The 24,239-nt window shown below is 63.1% G+C and carries 17 protein-coding genes and 1 tRNA gene; 16 read left to right on the top strand and 2 right to left on the bottom strand.

What is annotated here, in order from left to right:
• Positions 1-159: 159 nt before the first annotated feature.
• The 3 genes from AC5ZG5_RS29040 to AC5ZG5_RS29030 all read left to right on the top strand — a co-directional run bounded on the left by AC5ZG5_RS29040 (position 160) and on the right by AC5ZG5_RS29030 (position 2,992).
• Positions 160-1,071 (top strand): DMT family transporter, encoded by a 912-nt coding sequence (locus AC5ZG5_RS29040; RefSeq protein ID WP_456644950.1) that lies wholly within the window; start codon positions 160-162, stop codon positions 1,069-1,071.
• A gap of 468 nt (positions 1,072-1,539) precedes the next feature.
• The gene (locus tag AC5ZG5_RS29035; RefSeq protein ID WP_456644951.1) at positions 1,540-1,860 is read left to right on the top strand and encodes an adenylate/guanylate cyclase domain-containing protein; all 321 of its coding nucleotides are present in this window, start codon (positions 1,540-1,542) and stop codon (positions 1,858-1,860) included.
• A gap of 262 nt (positions 1,861-2,122) precedes the next feature.
• Positions 2,123-2,992, top strand: coding sequence for a class II fructose-bisphosphate aldolase (locus tag AC5ZG5_RS29030; RefSeq protein ID WP_456644952.1), 870 nt, complete (start codon positions 2,123-2,125; stop codon positions 2,990-2,992).
• Positions 2,993-4,044: 1,052 nt separating this feature from the next.
• Here AC5ZG5_RS29030 and AC5ZG5_RS29025 read toward each other — a convergent pair.
• Positions 4,045-4,830: an SDR family NAD(P)-dependent oxidoreductase gene (locus AC5ZG5_RS29025; protein WP_456644953.1), complete on the bottom strand. Its 786-nt coding sequence runs from the start codon at positions 4,828-4,830 to the stop codon at positions 4,045-4,047.
• A gap of 150 nt (positions 4,831-4,980) precedes the next feature.
• On the opposite strand from AC5ZG5_RS29025, the gene AC5ZG5_RS29020 reads away from it, so the two are divergent.
• Both AC5ZG5_RS29020 and AC5ZG5_RS29015 read left to right on the top strand, forming a co-directional pair.
• Positions 4,981-5,688, top strand: coding sequence for a histidine phosphatase family protein (locus tag AC5ZG5_RS29020; RefSeq protein WP_456644954.1), 708 nt, complete (start codon positions 4,981-4,983; stop codon positions 5,686-5,688).
• A 74-nt stretch (positions 5,689-5,762) separates the two neighbouring features.
• On the top strand, positions 5,763-6,530 hold the full coding sequence (locus tag AC5ZG5_RS29015; RefSeq protein WP_456644955.1) for an SDR family NAD(P)-dependent oxidoreductase: 768 nt from the start codon (positions 5,763-5,765) through the stop codon (positions 6,528-6,530).
• Between the two features lie 107 nt (positions 6,531-6,637).
• On the opposite strand, the gene AC5ZG5_RS29010 is transcribed toward AC5ZG5_RS29015, so the two are convergent.
• Positions 6,638-7,858, bottom strand: a complete 1,221-nt coding sequence (locus AC5ZG5_RS29010; protein ID WP_456644956.1) for a serine hydrolase domain-containing protein — start codon at positions 7,856-7,858, stop codon at positions 6,638-6,640.
• Between the two features lie 153 nt (positions 7,859-8,011).
• Here AC5ZG5_RS29010 and AC5ZG5_RS29005 point away from each other — a divergent pair.
• From AC5ZG5_RS29005 to AC5ZG5_RS28955, 11 genes are all read left to right on the top strand, one after another.
• A tRNA-Trp gene (locus AC5ZG5_RS29005) sits at positions 8,012-8,087 on the top strand.
• A 218-nt stretch (positions 8,088-8,305) separates the two neighbouring features.
• Complete coding sequence (secE, locus tag AC5ZG5_RS29000) at positions 8,306-8,497, top strand: preprotein translocase subunit SecE (RefSeq protein ID WP_016840554.1); 192 nt, start codon at positions 8,306-8,308, stop codon at positions 8,495-8,497.
• Positions 8,498-8,517: 20 nt separating this feature from the next.
• A complete protein-coding gene (nusG, locus tag AC5ZG5_RS28995) occupies positions 8,518-9,048 on the top strand; it encodes a transcription termination/antitermination protein NusG (RefSeq protein ID WP_028168538.1) in 531 nt (176 codons plus the stop codon).
• Positions 9,049-9,271: 223 nt separating this feature from the next.
• Entirely contained in the window at positions 9,272-9,700 is a 429-nt protein-coding gene (rplK, locus tag AC5ZG5_RS28990) for a 50S ribosomal protein L11 (protein WP_028168539.1), read from the top strand.
• Positions 9,701-9,706: 6 nt separating this feature from the next.
• On the top strand, positions 9,707-10,399 hold the full coding sequence (gene rplA / locus AC5ZG5_RS28985) for a 50S ribosomal protein L1 (RefSeq protein WP_028168540.1): 693 nt from the start codon (positions 9,707-9,709) through the stop codon (positions 10,397-10,399).
• Between the two features lie 99 nt (positions 10,400-10,498).
• Positions 10,499-11,455, top strand: coding sequence for a 2-hydroxyacid dehydrogenase (locus AC5ZG5_RS28980; protein WP_456644957.1), 957 nt, complete (start codon positions 10,499-10,501; stop codon positions 11,453-11,455).
• Positions 11,456-11,992: 537 nt separating this feature from the next.
• Positions 11,993-12,511 carry a 50S ribosomal protein L10 gene (gene rplJ, locus AC5ZG5_RS28975; protein ID WP_028168542.1) on the top strand — a complete coding sequence of 173 codons (519 nt, stop codon included), beginning with the start codon at positions 11,993-11,995 and terminating at the stop codon, positions 12,509-12,511.
• Between the two features lie 54 nt (positions 12,512-12,565).
• The gene (gene rplL, locus AC5ZG5_RS28970) at positions 12,566-12,943 is read left to right on the top strand and encodes a 50S ribosomal protein L7/L12 (RefSeq protein WP_027520973.1); all 378 of its coding nucleotides are present in this window, start codon (positions 12,566-12,568) and stop codon (positions 12,941-12,943) included.
• 454 nt (positions 12,944-13,397) lie between these two features.
• Positions 13,398-17,516: a DNA-directed RNA polymerase subunit beta gene (gene rpoB, locus AC5ZG5_RS28965; RefSeq protein ID WP_028168543.1), complete on the top strand. Its 4,119-nt coding sequence runs from the start codon at positions 13,398-13,400 to the stop codon at positions 17,514-17,516.
• Between the two features lie 163 nt (positions 17,517-17,679).
• Positions 17,680-21,879 (top strand): DNA-directed RNA polymerase subunit beta', encoded by a 4,200-nt coding sequence (gene rpoC / locus AC5ZG5_RS28960; RefSeq protein WP_028168544.1) that lies wholly within the window; start codon positions 17,680-17,682, stop codon positions 21,877-21,879.
• Positions 21,880-22,058: 179 nt separating this feature from the next.
• Positions 22,059-24,113, top strand: coding sequence for an FAD-dependent oxidoreductase (locus AC5ZG5_RS28955; protein WP_456644958.1), 2,055 nt, complete (start codon positions 22,059-22,061; stop codon positions 24,111-24,113).
• Positions 24,114-24,239: the final 126 nt, after the last annotated feature.

Below are 24,239 nucleotides of genomic sequence, written 5' to 3'. Positions count from 1 at the left end.
CGCGCAGCGCCGGGTGAGGGGTTACGGTCCCTCGATAGAGCGAGATCCCCTCACCCGAATTGCTGCGCAATTCGACCTCTCCCCGCTGGGGCGAGGTGAGGGACCTTCGACACGGTACTGATCGAATTTCATCACTTCTAGCCAACTCGGCATTTTCCCTTGGCGCTTTCCCCCAACGTCCGCGGAAGCCTGTTCATGGCGGTGGCCACGGCGGGCTTCACGATCAACGATGCGATCACCAAGGTCGTGTCAGCGGAGATGAACTTCGGCCAGGTGATGCTGGTGCGGGGCATCGTTGCTATTGCGCTGATCGCGGCGCTGGCATTCCATCAGGGCGCGATGCGGTCGCTTCGGACGCTCCTGGTAGGGCCGGTCGCGCTGCGGGTAACAGGCGAAGTCGGCGGAACGGTCTCGTACCTTGCGGCGCTCTCGCATTTGCCGCTCGCGAATATCTCCGCGATCCTCCAGGCGCTGCCGCTGCTCGTCACGCTCGGCGCCGCGCTGGCATTCGGCGAGCCCGTCGGCTGGCGGCGCTGGCTTGCGATCATCGCCGGCTTTGTCGGCGTTCTCATCATCGTTCGGCCGGGCGCCGAGGGCTTCAACCAGTTCGCGCTGCTCGCCTTGATCTCGGTGGTCTTCTGCGCGCTGCGCGATCTCGCGACCAGGCAGATACCGGCGCAGATTCCATCGCTGTTCGTCACGCTGCTGACAACAGTCACGGTGACCGCAACCGGCGCCGTCATCCTCGTCCCGCTTGGCGGTTGGACCCCGCCATCCGCCGGTGCGCTCGGCCTTCTGGCGATGGCTGCGGTCCTTGTCCTGATCGGCTACCAGTGCGTCATCGTGGCGCTGCGCACCGGCGATATCTCCGCCGTGGCGCCGTTCCGCTATCTCGCGCTGCTATGGGCCATGCTGCTCGGCTATCTCATCTTCGGCGATGTGCCCGACGCCATGATGATCGCGGGCGCATCGATCATCGTGCTCTCAGGGCTCTACGCCTTCCACCGCGAGCACAAACGCAAACGCCCGGTGGCCGCAGGCGCATCCGGCCCGCCGCCGGATGGATTGTGACAACCGCCGTCGTTCCGGGGCGCGCGAAGCGCGAACCCGGAATCCATTTCTCCACCCGCACCCGCGGCTGGATGGATTCCGGGCTCATCGCCTTCGCGATGCCCCGGAATGACAGCCCCGTCATTGCGAGCGCAGCGAAGCAATCCATAGCTCACCAAGTGGAGGGCTGGATTGCTTCGCTGCGCTCGCAATGACGATGTGGTTGCTTTGGGTGTGACAAATCAACGGGACGGGCAAATCGGCAGAAACATGTCCAGCTCTCGCGCAAAAAACATTCCGCTGTCGCGGTCGGGCAAATCAGTGATCTAATTCCGCGCGTCTCTCGTCGCGGTCGCGTGCTGACCCGGAACGCACCTCCCGCGATGCCTGGTTGATACGGTTACCGAGCATATTGCGGATATCCGTTCTCGCGAGTCGGTCTTCAGCCTTAGCTGATGACCTGAAACTCATGTATCACTAGACTGATTGTTGATTGCGTCCGTAATTGTGCTGCAGATCCGCGTCAGTTTTGGCCTGCATTATGGGCCGGTCGTGCTCGGCGACATCGGAGTGACTTGTCTCGAATTCGCGGTCATCGGTTCGACCGTGAATGCCGCCAGCCGGCTCGAAGCCTTGACCCGCGCGCTCGGCTGCGCGCTGGTAGCGAGCGACGATCTCGTCAGGCAGGCCAGGAGCGAACTCGACAGTGCAGAGGCGGTGTTTCGTCCACTGATGGCCCAGGTCCCGCAGACCATCCGCGGGCTCGAGCAGCCGATCGGGGTCTGGACGCAGGCACGCGCGGAGGAGTGATAGATCGCGGTGATCGCAACAGGCTTGGCGCGTGCGGAGCCTCGGTCGCATGAAGCCAGACTGCTATCCCACGAGATCGATGATTGATCAGCCCGGAAAACAGCTGGCTGCTTCCGGCCCAGCAGCTCGTAACCGGCCATAATGGATTGAGCGCCCCTGCATTCAAATGCCCGTGACTTGGCGTCGAGAGAGGCAAGAGGAGACCCAGCTATGCGAGTATGGTGCAGAGCACTACGCAGCAACTTCTATGAGGAGGCTCTCGATGCAAGGCTTGCGGAATGCTTTGGAGCAGAGTCAGAAAGACGGTGTCGCGATCGGCCATTTCAACGTCGGCGATTGGGTTCTATTGAAGGCGGTGTCGGCAGCCGCGCAGGAACTTAAGGTCCCGGTGGTGGTCGGTGTATCCGAGGGCGAGCGGGAGTTTTTCGGACTCGCGGAAATTGCGGCTCTGGTGCGGAGGTTGCGTGAGGAATGCGACTGCCCAATATTCCTTAACGCAGATCATACGCATTCCCTGGCAAAGGCCGTCGAAGCGGTCAGGGCTGGATTTGACGCTATCGTCTTCGATCTTTCCGCGCTGCCATTCGAGCAGAATGTACGGCAAACAAAAGAAGCGGTCGAAGCTCTCAAAGCAATCAATCCCGACGTCCTTGTCGAGGGAGAGATCGGCGACATTGGAACCGGTTCTGAGATACATGAAGAAGCTCCCGACTTGTCGAGGGGCTTAACCTCTCCTGCAGAAGCGAAACAGTTTGTCGACTCTACAGCGGTCGACATCCTCGCTCCGGCCGTGGGCAACATGCATGGGATGCTAAAGAGCATGGTGCAGGGACAAACACGGAAGCGGCTGGATATCCAGAGAATCGCCGAGATCAAGAGCGCGGCCCGAGTGCCGCTTACCCTGCATGGCGGATCGGGAACCGACGACGAAGACTTGCGGAAGGCAATCGCCGCTGGGATCAATATCATCCACATCAATACTGAATTGCGGGTGGCCTGGAGACGCGGCTTGGAGGAGGGGTTGGCCCAACAGCCCCACGAAGTTGTCCCTTATAAGATCCTGCCGTTCGCAGTGGAATCGGTGAAAAACGTAGCTCGCTCACGCTTGAGCCTATTCAACGGCGATAAGTAGCCGTCGTGTGCTGCGCCGCTCGAACGGTGGACGGGAAACGCATTCAAGTTCTCCGGTTGGCATCGGTGCTTGTCGCTTGCCCAGTGCCCGACGGGCAAATCAAAGTCGCGATCTTGCTTCGCGTCGGTGCAGGGAGATCCGAGGCGACCCCGGGAATCTGGCGCGCGTGGAATCCAATTTGTTGAATGATCTCAAGCTGATTTGGGGCGTCCAGCCATCGGGTGAAAAATATTCCGCTTTCGCCGTCGGGCAAATCAGTGATTTAACTCCGCGCGTCTCACGCGAATGAGGGGCGGGTCGCGATCGTCACGAACGTTGCGGTGAGATGCGGTGGACGCGATGCGTGCGACTGACGAGCGCATACATCACGGACGGCGAAGTCGTGTGGTCCTGGCGCCCCGACGCTGGCGCTAAGTTCTGTTCGTTGAGCAGAGTGACGGTGGCAAAAGAGCCCGGTCACCGGGGAGAGCACGAAGGAAACCGTAACACCATCGCGCAGGGAAAGCCGGAATGCTTCGGTTGAACCTGTGGTCCTACCCCCGTGCTTTTTGTTGCACGGGACCCATGGGTGCAACCGGCACCCGGCTTTCCCTGCGCCCTCTGATATCGAGGAGGGTGGAAAGTGAAGCAAAGCTCGGGCAAATCATGCCGCGAGAATGCGAACTCATATCCGCTGTTTGAATCAGACGTAGGATGGGTAGAGCGAAGCGAAACCCATCATTCGCGCGGCTTGCTCCATCGCGATGGGTTTCGCTTCGCTCTACCCATCCTACGGGTCCGCTGTTTGAAATTTGAATCAGAACCCATCCCCTGCGCGCGCGTGACGACTGTGGAGAGAGCGTGCGACACAACGCTTTCCCGGTGCCGATTGATGCGCCCTCTCCCCTTGTGGGAGAGGGCTCACCGGCGCCCGCAACGAACTCACTTGGGTGAGGGGTCTCTCTCCACGCGCACCGTCGCCCGCGGAGACAACCCCTCATCCGTCGCGCATTTCATGCGCGACACCTTCTCCCACAAGGGGAGAAGGGAAGAACGCGCGTCACCCACGCAACCTAAATCGGCTTGCCCGTGTACGGCATCGACGCCGTGAGGCCGCCATCGACCGGGATCGCCTGGCCGTTGACGTACGACGCTTCATCGCTCGCAAGGAACAATCCCATCGCGGCGAGTTCGTGCGGCTGGCCGGCACGCTTCAGCGGATTGAGCTGGCCGATCTTGTCGGAGGTGCCGCGCTCCTTGGCGCGGTCGAACACCGGCTTGGTCATGCCGGTCTCGATCAGGCCGGGGCAGACCGCGTTGATGCGCACACCGGTGCCGGACAGCGAATAGGCGGTGGTCTGCACCAGGCTGATGACGCCGGCCTTGCTTGCGCCGTAGGGATGTCCACTGGCGCCGGCTTTCAATCCGGCCACCGACGCGGTGCAGATGATCGAACCATATCCCTGCCTGGTCATATGCGGGATCGAATGCTTGATCGCGAGGAACGGTCCGATCAGGTTGATGCGCAGCACCTCCTGCCAGTGCTCGACCGTCTGGTCGGCGAGGGGCACCAGGCCGCCGCTGATGCCGGCGTTGGCCCAGATCGCGTCGAGCTTGCCGTATTTCGAGAGCGCCTTGTCGATGAAGCCCTTCACGTCGGCCTCGGAGCCCGCATCCGCTGTCACCGCTTCGACAGTGCCGCCGGCATCGCGGACCAGCTTTGCGGTCTCGTTCACGCCCTCGGTGCGGTCGACCGCGATCAGCTTTGCACCTTCCTTCGTGAACAACAGAGAGGCAGCGCGCCCGATGCCGCTTCCGGCGCCAGTAATGATGACGGATTTGCCTTCGAGGCGGCCCATATGTTTCTCCCTGATAGCTTTGCGTGTCGGCGCCTGCCGCTTCGCGGAATTCAAACAAGATTTCAAACGCCAGAGTCACTTCAGACAAGTCACTTGAGACGTTATGTACTCTGACGTACGACACACGCACACTATTCAAGGGGTCTTGTGATGTCCAATGCCGACAAGTCAAAGGTGGTCACGACACGGTGGTGGTGGGTGCGGCATGCGCCGGTGCGCAGCGACGGCGGCAATATCTACGGTCAGAAGGACATTGAATGCGACACCAGCGATCGCGAAGTGTTCGATGCGGTCGCGAAGATCCTGCCGCGCACCGCAGTCTGGTACGCAAGCAACCTCATGCGCACGCATCAGACCGCGGAGGCGATCTGGGCTGCCGGCTTTCCGAAGCCGGTTAGCATGACGAAGGAAGCCGCCTTCGCCGAACAGCATCTCGGCCGGTGGCAGGGCATGAACCGCGCCGCGTTCCTCGCCAGCCGCCCGGTCGGCAGCCATTGGTTCGCCGACATCAACGAACCCGCGCCCGACGGCGAGAGTTTCATGGATCTCTACACCCGTGTCTGCCGTGCGATCGTGCGGATCAATGCCGCGGAAGCCGGCAAGGACGTGATCGCGGTCGGTCATGGTGGCACGATCAAGGCCGCCGTCGGTCTGGCACTCGGCGGCCAGCCGGAGAGGGGGCTTGCCTTCGACATCGACAATTGTTCGGTGACGCGGCTCGATCATATCGCAAGCGCGGACACCAGCCTCTGGCGGTTGCCGATGGTGAACCAGCAGCCGTGGATCGCGGACGCAAAGCATGCCGCGATGCATCAGCCGGCCGGACCGGAAGTCGTGCCGGAGAACAAGCTCGCCTGACGCGCTGATATCGGCGACAGCAAACGCTGCTTAGCTCAAGACCAACATCAAGACCTCATATGTGGGAGAGAAACATGAGCATGTTCGACATGAACGGAAAAGTCGCCGTCATCACCGGCTCGACACGCGGCATCGGCCGCGCCATTGCCGAGCGCATGGCCGAGCATGGCGCCAAGGTGGTGATCTCCTCGCGCAAGGCCGATGTCTGCGACGAGGTAGCGAAAGAGATCAACGGCAAGTTCGGCAAGGGCACCGCAGTCGCGGTCGCGGCGAACATCTCGAGCAAGGAGAACCTTCAGAATCTCGTCGACGAAAGCAACCGCGCCTTCGGCAAGATCGATGTACTGGTCTGCAACGCTGCGTCGAATCCCTATTACGGTCCGCTGGCCGGCATCTCCGACGATCAGTTTCGCAAGATCCTCGAGAACAACATCGTCGCCAACAACTGGCTGATCTCGATGGTGGTGCCGCAGATGATCGAGCGCAAGGACGGCTCGATCATCATCGTGTCCTCGATCGGCGGCCTGAAGGGCTCGACCATCCTTGGCGCCTACGCGATCTCGAAGGCGGCCGACATGCAGCTCGCGCGCAATCTCGCCTGCGAATACGGCAAGCACAATATCCGCGTGAACTGCATCGCTCCCGGCCTGATCAAGACCGACTTCGCCAAGGCGCTGTGGGACAATCCGGAGAACCTGAAAGCCTCGACCGCGCGCTCGCCGCTGCAGCGCATCGGCATCCCCGACGAGATCGCCGGCTGCGCGGTGCTGATGGGATCGAAGGCCGGTGACTTCATGACCGGCCAGACGGTCGTGATCGACGGCGGCGCGACGATCAGTTGAGGCCTTCTTCGTCATTCCGGGGCGCGCGCAAGCGCGAACCCGGAATCCAGAAGTTGCGGCTCGAGATTCCGGGTTCAGCCCTCCCGGGCTGCCCCGGAATGACAGTGTCAGTCCAGCGCCGCGTACACGCCGTTCCTGACCAGCGTGCGGGTATAGTCGCGCTGGCCTGGGCCCTGCGACATGAACACCGCAAACAGCTCCTCGACCGGATCGATCCAGAAGAAGGTGCCGGCGACGCCGCTCCAGAAGAACTGCCCGACCGAGCCCGGAAATGGCGCGATGCCCTGATGCATACGCACCGCAAAGCCGAGGCCAAAGCCGTGGCCGGGCGGCACCAGCGTGCCCTGGATCTTCACGTGCGGACCGAGGTGGTCCGACGCCATCAGCTGCAACGTCTTGCGGCCGATGATCCTGTTGCCGTCGAGCGAGCCGCCGCTCAGCAGCATCTGCGAGAAGCGGGCATAGTCCATCGTGGTCGACACCAGCCCGCCGCCGCCGGATTCCATCGCCGGCTGCTCCAGCATGTTGAAGAGCTGCACCTTCTCGCCGCTCCAGGGATCGCTCGGGAACGCCTCGGCAAGCCGGGTTGCATTCTCCTCGCCGGTGTAGAAGCCGGTCTCGGTCATCTGCAGCGGCGCCAGGATGCGCTCGGTCAGGAAGGCGCCCAGCGTCTTGCCGCTGACGACTTCGATGATGCGGCCGAGGATGTCGGTGGAGCGGCTGTAGTTGAACTCGGCGCCGGGCTGGCAGATCAGCGGCATGCTGGCGAGCAAGGTCGCGTGCTCGGCGTTGGTAATCTTGCGGCTGCGCAGCCGCGACTGCTGGTAGAGCTGCTGCACCAGGCCGTTGCCGGTGTGGTCGTAAGTGAGACCGGAGGTGTGGCGGAGCAGGTCCTGGATCGTCATCTGGCGGCTCGCCGGCACCAGCTCGAGCTTGCCGCCACTCTCGACGCCGACCTTGGTCTCGGCGAATTCCGGGATGAATTTCGCGACGGGATCGCTGAGCAGGAAGTGGCCGTCCTCCAGCAGCATCATGGTGCCGACCGAGACGATCGGCTTGGTCATCGAGAAGATGCGGAAGAGGGTGTCATGCGCCATCGGCGCCCCCTCGGGCGCCTGCCGGCCGATGGTGTCGAGCCAGCCGATCTGGCCGCGGCGGGCCACCAGCACGGTGGCGCCGGGGATGGTTCCCTTGTCGACCTCGCGCTTGAAGGTGTCGGACATCCGCTGCAGCCGGACGCTGGAGAGGCCGAGCTGCTCGGGCTTGGCGGAGGGCAGGGGTGGCGTCTGCGGGGCGGATGTCGGCCTGGTGGCGGTTTGCGCGGTCATGGTCTCTCCCGTTGCTTCTTGTTGTCGCGGCGACAGGGCGAAGTCTGGCCGAGAAGTGCAATCTTGAACAGGGCGTTTACCGCTTCGCCCTTGCATTCGGGGCATGCCCTGTGCTTCAAACGGCGCGAACCGGCGGCGACGCTTCGGTTCCTTAGGAGTGTAGCTCAATTGGTAGAGCACCGGTCTCCAAAACCGGGGGTCGCAGGTTCGAGCCCTGCCACTCCTGCCAGCGTGCGCATATCTTGACCTTTCACCGCTGCCGCAGTACATACCCGCCACCTGCAGCCGGCCCGCGATTAAAAGGCGGATATCCGGCGCGGCTTTATATCCCCCGAACAATCGAGCCTGTTAACCGGCTCATCCTTCGCGAGAGGGCTGGGCGCTCGAGGACTGTTCGGATTCCTGAAACACTTGCAATCGTCTGACGACGGACGCGGACTTTAAAGAATGGCTTTCAGCCCGTTCAAATTCCTGCAGGAAGTGCGCTCGGAGACCGCGAAGGTCACCTGGCCGACCCGCCGTGAGACGACGATCACCACGATCATGGTGTTCGTGATGGTCGCGCTGGCGTCGATCTTCTTCTTCGCCGCGGACCAGATCATCCGCTATCTTATTACCCTCATCCTGGGTATCCACTGATGAGCACGTTAACGCAATCCATGGACAAGCGCTGGTACATCGTCCACGCCTACTCGAACTTCGAGAAGAAGGTGGCGGAATCGATCCGCGAACAGGCCAAGCAACGTGGGCTGGAGGAACTGTTCGAGCAGGTGCTGGTGCCGACCGAGAAGGTCACCGAGGTTCGCCGCGGCCGCAAGATCGACGCCGAGCGCAAGTTCTTCCCCGGCTACGTGCTGGTGAAGATGAAGCTTACCGACGAAGCCTTCCACCTGATCAAGAACACGCCGAAGGTGACGGGCTTCCTGGGCGCGGAAAACAAGCCGATGCCGATCTCGGAATCCGAGGCCATGCGGATCCTGCACCAGGTGCAGGAGGGCGTGGAACGGCCGAAGGCGTCGGTGTCGTTCGAGATCGGCGAGAATGTGCGGGTGGCCGACGGGCCGTTCGCCTCGTTCTCGGGCGTGGTGGAAGAAATCGACGAGGCGCGCTCGCGCGTGAAGGTCGCGGTCTCGATCTTCGGCCGCGCCACCCCGGTCGAACTGGAATTCGGTCAGGTCGAGAAGGTCTGATTGTGTCGTCATTGCCGGGCTTGACCGGGCAATCCATCTGCCTTTGAAGGAAGGCTTCTTGCGAAGATGGATGGATGCCCGGGTCGAGCCCGGGCACGACAAGAATGGAGGCGGAGACGCTTCCGAAAGGACGTGGGAGGACGGGCGCGGTCGCCAGCCGCGCCAGGTCCGAACCACGGAACCTGAACCCGCCGGACAATGTCCGGCACAACAGGAGTGATACATGGCAAAGAAAGTGACCGGATACCTGAAGCTTCAGGTCCCGGCCGGTGCGGCGAACCCGTCGCCACCGATCGGTCCCGCGCTCGGTCAGCGCGGTCTCAACATCATGGAATTCTGCAAGGCCTTCAACGCCCAGACGCAGAAGGAAGAAAAGAACACCCCGATCCCGGTGGTCATCACCATCTATGCGGATCGTTCCTTCACCTTCGAGATGAAGACGCCGCCGATGTCTTACTTCTTGAAGCAGGCTGCCAAGATCCAGTCCGGCTCGAAGGCGCCGGGCCGCGACAAGGCCGGCCAGGTGACCAAAGCGCAGGTGCGCGAGATCGCCGAGAAGAAGATGAAGGATCTCAATTGCAGCACTGTCGAAGCGGCCATGAAGATGGTCGAGGGCTCCGCCCGTTCGATGGGCCTGGAAGTTGCGGGGTAAGGCGCCATGGCAATCGGAAAGCGTTTGAAGAAGGCCCGCGAAGGTATTGACCGCGAAAAGCTTTACCCGCTCGCGGACGCCATCAAGCTGGTCAAGGAGCGGGCCAAGTCGAAGTTCGACGAAACCATCGAGGTCGCGATCAATCTCGGCGTCGATCCGCGTCACGCCGACCAGATGGTGCGCGGCGTGGTGACCCTGCCGAACGGCACCGGCCGTACGCTCCGCGTCGGCGTGTTCGCTCGCGGCGCCAAGGCGGATGAGGCCAAGGCGGCGGGTGCCGACGTCGTCGGCGCCGAGGACTTGGTCGAGAAGGTGCAGGCCGGCAATATCGACTTCGACCGCTGCATCGCCACCCCCGACATGATGCCGCTGGTCGGCCGTCTCGGTAAGGTGCTCGGTCCGCGCGGCATGATGCCGAACCCGAAGATCGGCACGGTGACTATGGACGTCACCGGCGCCGTGAAGGGCGCCAAGGGCGGCTCGGTCGAGTTCCGCGTCGAGAAGGCCGGTATCATCCAGGCCGGCGTCGGCAAGGCCTCGTTCGCCGAGGACAAGCTGGTCGAGAACATCAAGGCGCTCGCGGACGCCGTGGTCAAGGCCAAGCCGGCCGGCGCCAAGGGCACCTACGTCCAGCGCGTGGCGGTATCCTCCACCATGGGCCCGGGCGTGAAGGTCGAGCCGGGCACGCTGCTCGGCTAACCACCGGCAAGGCCTACTAATATAGAGAGGGCGGGATCGGGCAGCCGGTTCCGCCCTTTGCTTATGCGGCGTGGCGCAGCTTTCCAGGGAAGAACAACAATGCCGGATAAAGTCCTGATCTATTCGCGCTTTCCCAAAGCCCAGCTCCAGCGCTTCGGTGAGCGCTATGAACTGCTGAACGCGGCCGGCAAGCGGCCGAACGAGGCGTTCTCGGCCGCGGAACTCGCCGACATCCGGGCGCTGATCACCGCGGGCGGCAGCGGGCGGCTCGGGGCCGGCGCCATGGACATGATGCCGAAACTGGGCGCGATCATCTGCTACGGCACCGGCTATGACGGCATCGATCTCGCTGCCGCGGCCAAGCGCAACATCGCGGTCGGTAACAGCCCCGGCGCGAATGCGGCCTCGGTGGCCGACATCGCGATGACGCTGATGCTGGCGGCGGTCCGCCGGCTGCCGGTCGCCGACAATTACGTGCGGAGCGGCGACTGGGCAGGGGCAAAACCGTCGCCGATGATGCGGCCGCAGGCGGGCATGCGCGGCCGCAAGGTCGGCGTCTACGGCATGGGCGAGATCGGCCGCAAGATTGCCGCGCGCGTCGCCGCCTTCGAGACCGAGGTCGGCTATTTCAGCCGCAGCCGGCACGACGTGCCGTATCAGTATTTTTCGAGCCTCGAGGCGCTGGCCGACTGGTGCAGCGTCCTGATGATTGCGGTGCGAGCCGGGGCGGACAACAACCACGCCGTCAATGCCGACATCCTGCGTCGGCTCGGCAGCGACGGTCTGGTCGTCAACATCTCGCGCGGCTCCGTGATCGACGAGGCCGCGCTGGTTGCGGCACTGTCGGACCAGATCATCGCCGGCGCCGGCCTCGACGTCTACGCGATCGAGCCGCATGCGCCGGACGCGCTCACTGCGCTACCGAACATCGTGCTGACCCCACATATCGGCGGCCACACCCTGGAATCGCATGTGGCGATGCAGGACTGCGTGCTGGCCAATCTCGAGGCATTTTTCGCCGGCAAACCGCTGCCTTATCAGGTTCAGCTCGCCTGATCTGTCCGCGGCCCGAATTTTGCTCTTGGCAAGTGAGGGCGGAGCCGCTAAGAAACTGTTTCCGGGCGTGCTGGCGGTTGCTGGCGTGCCTGTGCTCGCATTCCGAAAACTTGGCTCAATAGGAGAGTTTTCCTTCCAGGCGTCCACTTGGATTGCTCGAAAGGAAGCGAACCCGTCGGCCCGGTTGGGATGAGGGCAGGGGCTTTGGCTTGAGCCTTAGCCTTGATCCTGTCCGAGACTGCAGGCGCCCGCGACAAACTTCGGTTTTTCAACGGCTTAATCGTATGGCCTGCATAGACGGGTGAAAACTGGATTTTGCTTCGCGCAGAGCCTTAAGCAGGCCTTGCGGAAGCTGGTTTGGTTCGAACCTCGACAGCCCGCGGTCGAAAGGCCGACGGGAGGGCAGGCTTCTAAGAATGTCGTCTTGCCCGGCGTGTCCCTCGGACTTCGGTCCCGAGGCATAAGGTTTGGGTGGGACGATGGGTGCAACCCGGCGGTCCCGCGCAAGCGAAGGCCGCCAACCGGAGAGAGCTTGCTGTGGAACGAGCGGCAAAGAAAGAGGCGGTCGAACAGCTCAACGAGGTCTTCAAGACCACGAGCGTTGCGATCGTTGCTCACTATTCCGGCCTCACCGTCGCCCAGATGCAGACCCTGCGCAAGCAGATGAAGCAGGCGGGCGCGTCGGTGAAGGTCTCGAAGAACCGTCTCGCCAAAATTGCTCTTGAAGGCACTGACGTCGCTGCCATCGGCACCCTCCTCAAGGGGCCGACCGTGATCGCTACCTCCAACGATCCGGTTGCGGCGCCAAAGGTTGCCATCGATTTCGCCAAGGCGAACGAGAAGTTCGTCATTCTTGGCGGCTCGATGGGTAAAACCGTCCTGAATGTCGATGGCGTCAAGGCGCTTGCCTCGCTGCCGTCGCTGGACGAACTGCGCGGCAAGATCGTCGGCCTCATCGTGGCCCCGGCGACCAAGCTCGCCCAGCTCTCCAATGCGCCCGCGGCCAAGCTCGCGCGCGTCATTCAGGCTCATGCCTCAAAGGGCGAAGCGGCCTGACCCTTCGCAAAACTCAAACCCTGGTTCGAACCAAACGTTTAAGGAAACAGATCAATGGCTGACTTGCAGAAAATCGTCGACGACCTCTCGAGCCTCACCGTGCTCGAAGCGGCCGAACTCGCAAAGCTCCTGGAAGAGAAGTGGGGCGTGTCCGCCGCTGCCGCCGTTGCGGTGGCCGGTCCCGCCGCTGGTGGCGCTGCCGCGGCTCCGGCTGAAGAGAAGACCGAGTTCACGGTCGTGCTCGCTGCCTCCGGTGACAAGAAGATCGAGGTCATCAAGGAAGTCCGCGCCATCACCGGCCTGGGCCTGAAGGAAGCCAAGGACCTCGTCGAAGGCGCTCCGAAGCCGGTCAAGGAAGGCGTCAACAAGGAAGAGGCCGACAAGATCAAGGCCCAGCTGGAGAAGGCTGGCGCGAAGGTCGAGCTCAAGTAACCCGAGGGTTATTGAGCGAAAATCCCGGGCGGCTGCGCGCAATCGGGACAGGCCATGCAAAAGATGTGCGACGGGTTGTCGCGTTATGCATGGTACACAAAAAAGTGTGGGGATTCGTGGGTTTAACCCTCGAATCTCCATGATCGCCGTCCCATATCGGGGTGGCAGCGGAAACACGGTTGGCGGCGGGGGCGGCAGGGCTTCCACGGGAACCGTTGGGAGACAGGCAGATTTCGGGCTTTTTCAGTCCGTGAAGCGACGAGTTTTGACGGGCGGGTGCGTCAAGCGCCCCGCGCGTCCTTTTGCGTTTTGAAGGTTACAAGAACGAATTGAGGATTTGGTTCCTGAATTTGGCCCTTGTTCCTTCCAGGCGAATCGAAATTCAACCCGGGTGCGGTGGCAATCGCGCTCCGGAAGGTACGCCCCAAAAGGGCGGCGAAAATGAGAGGCCCCGATGGCGCAGCAGACATTCACCGGTCGCAAACGCGTACGCAAGTTCTTTGGTCACATCAAGGAAGTCGCGGAGATGCCGAACCTCATTGAGGTTCAGAAGGCGTCCTATGATCAGTTTCTGATGGTCGATGAGCCCCAGGGCGGGCGGCCGGACGAAGGCCTGCAGGCCGTGTTCCGTTCGGTGTTCCCGATCTCGGACTTCTCCGGCACCTCGATGCTGGAGTTCGTGCGCTACGAGTTCGAGCCGCCGAAATATGACGTCGACGAGTGCCGCCAGCGCGGCATGACCTTCGCTGCGCCGCTCAAGGTGACGCTGCGCCTCATCGTGTTCGATATCGATGAGGAGACCGGTGCCAAGTCGGTCAAGGACATCAAGGAGCAGGACGTCTACATGGGCGACATCCCGCTCATGACCATGAACGGCACCTTCGTCGTCAACGGCACCGAGCGCGTCATCGTCTCCCAGATGCACCGTTCGCCGGGCGTGTTCTTCGACCACGACAAGGGCAAGACCCACTCCTCGGGCAAGCTCCTGTTCGCGGCGCGCGTGATCCCCTATCGCGGCTCCTGGCTCGACATCGAGTTCGACGCCAAGGACATCGTGTTCGCGCGCATCGATCGCCGCCGCAAGATTCCCGTGACCTCGCTGATGTACGCGCTCGGTCTCGACGGGGAACAGATCCTTTCGACCTTCTACAAGAAGATCAGCTACAAGCGTACCAAGGAAGGTTGGCGCGTGCCGTTCGACGCCAACCGTTTCCGCGGCTATTCCACGGTTAACGACCTGATCGACGCCGATACCGGCAAGGTCGTGCTCGAGGCCGGCAAGAAGCTCACCGTTCGCCAGGCCCGCCTGCTGCAGGAGAAGGGCCTCAAGGCGTTGCGTCTGTCGGATGAGGAGTTGGTCGGCAATTACCTCGCCGAGGACCTCGTCAATCCGAAGACCGGCGAGATCTACGCCGAAGCCGGCGAGGAGATCACCGAGAAGCTCCTGAAGTCGCTCAACGAGCAGGGCTACAAGGACCTGCCGCTGCTCGACATCGACCACGTCAACGTCGGCGCCTATATCCGCAACACCCTGTCGGCTGACAAGAACATGACGCGCGAGGACGCGCTGTTCGACATCTACCGCGTGATGCGTCCGGGCGAGCCGCCGACGCTGGATTCGGCGCAGGCCATGTTCCAGTCGCTGTTCTTCGACTCCGAGCGCTACGACCTCTCCGCGGTCGGCCGCGTCAAGATGAACATGCGCCTCGAGCTCGATGCGCCCGACACCCATCGGACGCTGCGCAAGGAAGACATCCTTGCCGTCATCAAGACGCTCGTCGACCTGCGCGACGGCAAGGGCGAGATCGACGACATCGACCATCTCGGCAACCGTCGTGTGCGCTCGGTCGGCGAACTCATGGAGAACCAGTACCGCATCGGCCTGCTCCGCATGGAGCGCGCGATCAAGGAGCGCATGTCGAGCGTCGATATCGACACCGTCATGCCGCAGGACCTGATCAACGCGAAACCGGCGGCGGCCGCGGTGCGTGAATTCTTCGGCTCCTCGCAGCTCTCGCAGTTCATGGACCAGACCAACCCGCTCTCGGAGATCACCCACAAGCGGCGCCTGTCGGCGCTTGGCCCGGGCGGTCTGACCCGCGAGCGCGCCGGCTTCGAGGTGCGCGACGTGCACCCGACGCATTACGGTCGTATCTGCCCGATCGAGACGCCGGAAGGTCCGAACATCGGCCTGATCAACTCGCTCGCGACGTTTGCGCGCGTCAACAAGTACGGCTTCGTCGAGACGCCTTACCGGAAGATCAAGGAGGGTCGCGTCACCGACGAGGTGGTGTACCTGTCGGCGATGGAGGAGGGGCGCTACCGCGTCGCGCAAGCCAACGTGCCGCTGGATCCGAAGGGCCGCTTCACCGAGGACCTCGTGGTCTGCCGTCACGCCGGCGAAGTGTTGCCGGTGACCCCTGACAAGGTCGACTACATGGACGTGTCGCCGAAGCAGCTCGTTTCGGTGGCCGCCGCGCTGATTCCGTTCCTCGAGAACGACGACGCCAACCGCGCGCTGATGGGCTCGAACATGCAGCGCCAGGCGGTGCCGCTGGTTCGCGCCGAGGCGCCGTTCGTCGGCACCGGCATGGAAGGCGTGGTTGCCCGCGACTCCGGCGCCGCGATCGCGGCCCGCCGCTCGGGCGTGATCGACCAGATCGACGCCACCCGCGTCGTCATCCGCGCCACGGAAGATCTCGATCCGACCAAGTCGGGCGTCGATATCTACCGTCTGATGAAGTACCAGCGCTCCAACCAGTCGACCTGCATCAACCAGCGTCCGCTGGTGAAGGTCGGTGACATCGTCAAGAAGGGCGACATCATCGCTGACGGTCCGTCGACCGATCTCGGCGAGCTCGCGCTCGGCCGCAACGTGCTGGTCGCGTTCATGCCGTGGAACGGCTACAACTTCGAAGACTCGATCCTGCTCTCCGAGCGGATCGTGAAGGATGACGTCTTCACCTCGATCCACATCGAGGAGTTCGAGGTGATGGCGCGCGACACCAAGCTCGGTCCTGAGGAAATCACGCGCGACATTCCGAACGTTTCGGAAGAGGCGCTGAAGAACCTCGACGAAGCCGGCATCGTCTATATCGGCGCGGAAGTGCGCGCCGGCGACATCCTGGTCGGAAAGATCACGCCGAAGGGCGAAAGCCCGATGACGCCGGAAGAAAAGCTGCTCCGCGCCATCTTCGGCGAAAAGGCTTCCGACGTCCGCGACACCTCCCTCCGCGTGCCTCCGGGCGTGCAGGGCACGATCGTGGAAGTGCGCGTGTTCAACCGCCACGGCGTCGACAAGGACGAGCGTGCGCTAGCGATCGAGCGGGAGGAGATCGAGCGCCTCGCCAAGGACCGCGACGACGAGCAGGCGATCCTCGACCGCAACGTCTACAACCGTCTCGCCGAGCTGCTGGAGAACCGCCAGGGCATCTCCGGTCCGAAGGGCTTCAAGAAGGACACCAAGATCACCCGCGCGGTGCTCGATGAGTATCCGAAGTCGCAGTGGTGGCTGTTCGCCTCGCCTAACGACAAGCTGATGGCCGAGATCGAGGCGATGCGGAAGCAGTACGACGAGTCGAAGAAGGGGCTCGAGCAGCGCTTCCTCGACAAGGTCGAAAAGCTGCAGCGCGGCGACGAACTGCCGCCCGGCGTGATGAAGATGGTCAAGGTCTTCGTCGCGGTGAAGCGCAAGATCCAGCCCGGCGACAAGATGGCCGGCCGCCACGGCAACAAGGGCGTGGTGTCCAAGATCGTTCCGATCGAGGACATGCCGTTCCTTGAGGACGGTACGCATGCGGACATCGTGCTGAACCCGCTCGGCGTGCCCTCGCGCATGAACGTCGGCCAGATCCTCGAGACGCATCTCGGTTGGGCCTGCGCCGGCCTCGGCAGGCGCATCGGCCAGACCATCGACGCCTATTATCAGAAGCAGGATCTCAAGCCGCTGCGCGAGACCCTGAAGAGGATCTATGGCGACGATGAAACCATCCGCTCGCTGAACGACAACGAGTTGATCGAGCTCGGCCGCAATCTGAGTCACGGCGTGCCGATCGCGACTCCGGTGTTCGACGGCGCCAAGGAGGCCGACATCGAGGAGATGCTGAAGCTTGCCGGCTTCGACGCCTCCGGCCAGTCGACCGTCTATGACGGCCGCACCGGTGATCCCTTCGATCGCAAGGTGACGGTGGGCTACATCTACATGCTGAAGCTGCACCATCTGGTGGACGACAAGATCCACGCCCGCTCGATCGGCCCGTACTCGCTGGTCACCCAGCAGCCGCTGGGCGGCAAGGCGCAGTTCGGTGGCCAGCGCTTCGGCGAAATGGAGGTGTGGGCGCTGGAAGCCTATGGCGCGGCCTATACGCTGCAGGAGATGCTGACCGTGAAGTCGGACGACGTCGCCGGCCGTACCAAGGTGTACGAGGCGATCGTGCGCGGCGACGACACGTTCGAGGCTGGTATCCCCGAGTCGTTCAACGTGCTGGTCAAGGAAATGCGCTCGCTCGGCCTCAACGTCGACCTGCACAATTCCAAGATGGGACCGGCGCCGACATCGGAAGCCGCTGAGTAATTTCGTGAAGGCGGCGGTGACGCCGCCTTCGCCGCCGTCATCGTCCGCGCACGCGGACGATTTAGTAACCCGCGGCAGCGGTGATTACTGGATGCCCCGCCTTCGCGGGGCATGACAGAAAAGGAATGCATGGGCCGACGAAAGTCGGCAGACGGAGAAGACCATGAACCAAGAGATTATGAATCTTTTCAATCCGACGACGCCGGCCCAGGTCTTCGACCAGATCCGGATTTCGATCGCGTCCCCGGAGAAGATTCTGTCCTGGTCCTACGGCGAGATCAAGAAGCCGGAGACCATCAACTACCGCACTTTCAAGCCGGAGCGGGACGGGCTGTTCTGCGCCCGCATCTTCGGGCCGATCAAGGACTACGAGTGCTTGTGCGGCAAGTACAAGCGGATGAAGTACAAGGGCATCATCTGCGAAAAGTGCTCGGTCGAAGTCACGCTGTCGCGCGTCCGGCGCGAGCGCATGGGCCATATCGAGCTCGCGGCGCCCGTCGCCCACATCTGGTTCCTGAAGTCGCTGCCGTCGCGCATCGGCCTTCTGCTCGACATGACGCTGAAGGATCTCGAGCGCATCCTGTACTTCGAATACTACGTCGTGCTCGAGCCGGGTCTGACCGCGCTCAAGGACCGTCAGCTCCTGTCGGAAGATGAGTACCTGAAGGCGCAGGACGAATACGGCCAGGACAGCTTCACCGCCATGATCGGCGCCGAGGCGATCCGTGAATTGCTGAAGGGCCTCGAGCTGGAGAAGCTCGAGCTCTCGCTGCGTGCCGAGATGCAGGAGACCGACTCCGACATCAAGCACAAGAAGCTCGCCAAGCGGCTGAAGATCGTCGAGGCCTTCCGCGTCTCCGGCAACAAGCCGGAATGGATGATCATGACGGTCATTCCGGTGATCCCGCCGGACCTGCGCCCGCTGGTGCCGCTCGATGGCGGCCGCTTCGCGACGTCTGACCTCAACGACCTCTACCGCCGCGTCATCAACCGCAACAACCGCTTGAAGCGGCTGATGGAGCTGCGCGCGCCCGACATCATCATCCGCAACGAGAAGCGCATGCTGCAGGAGGCCGTCGACGCGCTGTTCGACAACGGCCGCCGCGGTCGCGTCATCACCGGCGCCAACAAGCGCCCGCTGAAGTCGCTCGCCGACATGCTCAAGGGCAAGCAGGGCCGCTTCCGCCAGAACCTGCTCGGCAAGCGCGTCGACTATTCGGGCCGTTCGGTGATCGTGGTCGGTCCCGAGCTGCGCCTGCATCAGTGCGGCCTGCCGAAGAAGATGGCGCTCGAACTGTTCAAGCCGTTCATCTATTCGCGGCTTGACGCCAAGGGCCTGTCGACGACCGTGAAGCAGGCGAAGAAGCTGGTCGAGAAGGAGCGGCCCGAGGTCTGGGATATCCTGGACGAGGTGATCCGCGAGCATCCGGTGCTCTTGAACCGCGCGCCGACGCTGCATCGTCTGGGCATCCAGGCGTTCGAGCCGGTGCTGATCGAGGGCAAGGCGATCCAGCTTCACCCGCTGGTCTGCGCCGCGTTCAACGCCGACTTCGACGGCGACCAGATGGCCGTGCACGTTCCGCTCTCGCTCGAAGCGCAGCTCGAAGCGCGCGTCCTGATGATGTCGACCAACAACATCCTGCACCCCGCGAACGGCCAGCCGATCATCGTGCCCTCGCAGGACATCGTGCTCGGCCTCTACTACGTCTCGATCATGCGCGAAGGCCTGCCCGGCGAGGGCAAGGTGTTCGGCGACATGGCCGAGCTCGAGCATGCCCTGCACTCGAAGGTCATCCACCTCCACACCAAGATCAAGTACCGGTGGGAGGGCCTCGACGAGGAAGGCAAGAAGAGCAAGCGCTGGATCGAAACCACCGCGGGCCGCGTCATGCTCGGCAACCTGCTGCCGAAGCACCCGAGGACTTCGTACGACATCATCAACAAGCTGATGACCAAGCGCGAGATCTCCGGCGTGATCGACCAGGTCTACCGGCACTGCGGCCAGAAGGAGACGGTGATCTTCTGCGACCGCATCATGGCGCTCGGCTTCTACAACGCCTTCAAGGCCGGCATCTCGTTCGGCAAGGACGACATGGTCGTGCCGGCGTCGAAGTGGAAGATCGTCGACCAGACCCGTACGCTGGCGAAGGATTTCGAGCAGCAGTACAATGACGGCCTGATCACCCATGGCGAGAAGTACAACAAAGTCGTCGACGCCTGGTCGAAGGCTGGCGAAGAAGTCGCCAAGGCGATGATGAAGGAGATCTCCTCGACCAAGAAGACGGCCAGCGGGGCGGATGCCGACATCAACTCGATCTACATGATGGCGCATTCCGGCGCGCGTGGTTCGCCGGCGCAGATGCGCCAGCTCGCGGGCATGCGCGGCCTGATGGCGAAGCCGTCGGGCGAGATCATCGAGACGCCGATCATTTCCAACTTCAAGGAAGGCCTCTCGGTGCTCGAGTACTTCAACTCGACCCACGGCGCCCGCAAGGGCCTCGCGGACACCGCGTTGAAGACCGCGAACTCCGGGTACCTGACCCGCCGTCTGGTCGACGTGGCGCAGGACTGCATCATCACGTCCAGCGACTGCGGCACCCATCTCGGCATCAAGATGCGCGCCATCATCGATGCCGGCACGGTGGTCGCCTCGCTCGGCTCGCGCATCCTGGGCCGCGTGGCCTGCGATGACGTGCGCGATCCCGCGACCAACGAGGTCCTGATCGCGCGCGGAACGCTGATGGAGGAGTCCCATGTGGACGCCGTCCAGAAGGCCGGCATCCAGGAGGTGAAGATCCGTTCGGCGCTGACCTGCGAGCTCATCAACGGCATCTGCGCCAAGTGCTACGGACGCGATCTCGCCCGCGGCACCCCGGTCAACCACGGCGAGGCGGTCGGCGTGATCGCGGCGCAGTCGATCGGCGAGCCGGGCACGCAGTTGACGATGCGCACGTTCCACATCGGCGGCGCGGCGCAGATCAACGAGCAGTCGTTCGTGGAGTCGAACTTCGACGGCAAGATCGTGATCAGGAACAAGGCAATCGCCCGCAACAGCGAAGGCCACCTGGTCGCGATGGTCCGCAACATGGTGGTTGCGATCGTCGATGCCGACGGCACCGAGCGTGCGACCCATCGCATCCAGTACGGCTCGCGCATGCATGTCGACGAGGGCGATATGGTCAAGCGCGGGCAGCGCATCGCCGAGTGGGATCCTTACACCCGTCCGGTGCTGACCGAAGTCGAGGGTACGATCGGGTTCGAGGACCTGGTCGAGGGCCAGTCGATCTCGGAGACGCTGGACGAATCCACCGGTATCGCCAAGCGCGTCGTCATCGACTGGCGATCGACGCGTGGCGGCGCGGATCTGCGCCCGGCCATCGTGGTCAAGGGCAAGGACGGCAAGGTGATGAAGCTCGCGCGTGGCGGCGATGCCCGCTACATGCTGTCGGTCGACGCGATTTTGTCGGTCGACGTCGGTGCGCAGGTGAAGCCCGGCGACATCCTGGCGCGTATCTCGACCGAGAGCGCCAAGACCCGCGACATCACCGGCGGTCTGCCGCGCGTTGCCGAACTGTTCGAGGCGCGCAAGCCGAAGGATGCGGCGATCATCGCGGAAGTGGCGGGCACCATCCGCTTCGGCCGCGACTACAAGAACAAGCGCCGCATCTCGATCGAGCCGACCGACAAGACCGAGGAGCCGCGCGAGTACCTGATCCCGAAGGGCAAGCACATCCACCTGCAGGACGGCGACATCGTCGAAAAGGGCGACTTCATCGTCGAAGGCAATCCGGCACCGCACGACATCCTGGCGATCAAGGGCATCGAGGAACTCGCTGCCTATCTGGTCAACGAAATCCAGGAGGTCTACCGGCTGCAGGGCGTGCTCATCAACGACAAGCACATCGAGGTGATTGTCCGTCAGATGCTGCAGAAGGTTGAGGTCACCGATCAGGGCGACACCGACATGATCTCGGGTGAGCAGGTCGACAAGATCGAGTTCGACGCGCTCAACACCAAGGCCAAGGAAGAGGGCAAGAAGCCCGCGACCGGAACGCCGGTGCTGCTCGGCATCACGAAGGCGAGCCTGCAGACCCGGTCGTTCTTCTCGGCGGCCTCCTTCCAGGAGACCACTCGCGTGCTCACCGAAGCCGCCGTCAACGGCAAGGTGGACCCGCTGGAAGGCCTCAAGGAGAACGTCATTGTCGGCCGGCTGATCCCGGCAGGCACGGGCGCCTCGATGGCGCGGATCCGCGAAGTCGCCATGAAGCGCGACAAGCTGATCCTCGACGAGCGCGAGAAGCAGGCGGCGATCGTGCCGTCCGCGCCCGAAGCGGAGCCGCTGGCGCTGCCGCCGGCGGAGTAATACCCCGCAAAACTACGGTACTCACGAAAAGGCCGGCTTTTTGCCGGCCTTTTTGCTGCTCTCCTCTTGTGCTGCGCTGCAGGAATGCGCTTTGTTCATCTTTCCTTCAGACAGAAAAGCGCTTCTGCTAAGAGCGGCTACGGCCGGGTGCTTCGCCCGCCCGGAAGAACGGAATCCCCATGCTTGATCTCGCAATCGTTGGTGGCGGCCCCGGCGGGCTGATGAGCGCCTGGTACCTGAAGAGGAAGCTCGGCGACCTCTGCCGCGTCACCATTTACGAGGCGTCGGACCGGCTCGGCGGCAAGATCGTCACGCGCAAATTCGATACCGCACCCGCGACCTACGAGGCCGGCGTCGCCGAGATCTACGATTATTCGATGACCGGCCCGGATCCGCTGCGCGAACTGATCCAGCATTTCGGCCTGCAGACCATCCCGATGGATGCCGAGCAGGTCCAGCTCGACGGCGAGCTCTTGAACGACGTGCGGGGCATGCGCCGCAAATATGGCGCGACGACCGCCGAGGCGATCGAAGCGTTCCGCAAGCGCTGCACCGAGATGATCTCGCCGGTCGAATACTACGAAGGCGTCGGCGCGCATGACAACGAGCATCCCTGGGCTCACAAGACCTGCGAGCAACTCCTCGACGAGGAGGTCGGGGATCCGACCGCCAAGCGCTTCTTCAAGGTGATGGCCCGCTCCGACATCGCGACCGAGAGCCACAACACCAACGGGCTCAATGCGCTGAAGAATTTCGTGATGGATATCGACGGCTATATCGGCCTGTACTCGATCCAGAACGGCAATGAGCAGCTCATCGAATGCCTGCGCTCGGAAGTCGATGCCGACATCCAGCTCAATCACCGGGTGCTGAAAGTCGGCAAGGCCGGCAACGGCCGCTACCGCCTCAACATGATGAACGGGAAGGGGCCGGAGACGCGCGATTTCGACCTCGTGCTGGTCTGCCTGCCGCATTCCTGGCTCGCCACGCTCGGCTGGGACGGCGAGGAGTTGCGCCAGTCGATGGTCAAGCACATCGCCTATTTCGACCGCCCGGCGCACTACCTGCGCGTCTCGATCCTGTTCGACGAGCCGTTCTGGGGCGAGAAGATCCCGGGCTCCTGGTTCATGTCGGAAGCGTTCGGCGGCTGCTGCGTCTACAACGAAGGTTCGCGCCATGATGTCGGCCGGCACGGTGTCCTGAACTGGCTGATCGCGGGCTCGGACGCGCTGGCCTTTGCCAATCTGACCGACCAGGAACTGATCGATGCTGCGTTGAAGTCGCTGCCAGCTTCCCTCGGCAATGCGCGCGAGCATTTCCTCGAGGGCAAGATCCACCGCTGGCTGAGCTCGGTGAACGCGCTGCCCGGCGGCCTGCCGGCGCGCGACGTCATGACCAACCATCGTCCCGAGCCCAAGGAGCATCCCGGCATCGTCGTGGTCGGCGACTATCTGTTCGATTCCACGCTGAACGGCCTGCTCGATTCGTCCGATGCCGCGACCGACATCATCCTGACCGAGATGATCCGGCTGCGCCATGCCCGCGCCCAGGCCGAGCGGCCGCTGTCGGACAAGATCGACCGCGATTATTTCGAGAATTATCGCGGGCAGGGCCCATACAGCGAGGCGTGGCGCCACTTCACCGATCCCGCGCTGCTGATGGAGATGATCCAGATCGTCTGGGGCGAGGCGAAGGGCTACAAGCTCCTAGTGGCGGGCTCGGCGAGCGGCGAACTGGTCGGCGCGCTGCGCGAGCGCGGGGTTGACGCCTGGGGCGTCGAGAACAACCGCTTCATCCACGGCAAGACACCGAAGGCGCTGCAGGAGTACAACAAGCTCGGCTCGGTCGTCGACCTGCCGTTCGAGGACAACGAATTCGACTTCGTGTTCGAGACCAGCCTCTGCCATCTCGGCGGAAAGCAGGTGGTGCGCGCGGCGCGCGAATTGCGTCGCGTGGTCAAGACCGGCCTCGTGTTCGGCTCGGTGACCTCGGACCTCGCGCCCGGCCTGATCGACCGCTACGATCTGTTGCGTGGCGTCAAGAAGCTCGCCACCTGGTGGGAGTGGTCGGAACTGTTCTTCGGCAACGGTTTTGATCTCGCCGCCCACCGTCGCGACTGCACCGAGGCGCTGTGGACCGCGGCGCGCGCCGCCAACAAGGGGCCCGGCCACTGGTACGGCGACTCCGACGCGTTGCGCTATTCGTTCTTCGATAAGGTCGAGGACGAGGATTGACCCAAGGATTGACCTGAAGATTGACCGGTGCACCGGCCGGTTCAATTGCTTTGCCCAATCCTTGCTGATCGCATAGAATCGTTGGCATAGCGCGTATCGCGCTGTCGCGCTCGATTTGCGGTCATG

The sequence above is a fragment of the Bradyrhizobium sp. Ses1 genome (assembly GCF_059512365.1).
The sequence above is the reverse complement of the archived record's forward strand: the minus strand, read 5'-3'. Positions and strand labels throughout refer to the sequence as shown.